General features: G+C 72.5%; 1 protein-coding gene. It reads right to left on the minus strand.

The genetic code is table 11. From position 1 onward, the window contains the following. On the minus strand, nucleotides 1-345 hold a 345-nt coding region (locus tag ASV53_RS25105; RefSeq protein ID WP_205049263.1), incomplete at both ends, for a helix-turn-helix transcriptional regulator.

Genomic DNA, 345 nt, shown 5'->3' on the forward strand with positions numbered 1-345 from the left:
GCGATCCGCCAACGCGTCCGCCTTCTCGCGGGTTCGAGGGTCGATGACCGCCAGGATCTTCCGCACACCGGCCGCCGCCAGGTCGGCATAGGGGGCATCATGCGCGGTCGACACGGCGGCCATGAGCGCCACTGCCTGCGACGGCGAAAGGGTGATGGGCGGCAACGCGCCGCTCTCGGCCAGGCCGTACCCTCCCCCGGGCCCGGGGCGCGACCAGATCGGCGCACCGCTGCTCTCGAGCGCATCGAGGTCGCGTTTGACCGTTCTCACCGACACCTCGAACTCCCGCGCGAGACGCTCGGCGGCACCCCCCGCGTTCCCCCGCGTCGAAGCGTCTCGGTGAGG

It is taken from the genome of Photobacterium sanguinicancri, from assembly GCF_002265265.1.
Lineage (GTDB): Bacteria > Pseudomonadota > Gammaproteobacteria > Enterobacterales > Vibrionaceae > Photobacterium > Photobacterium sanguinicancri.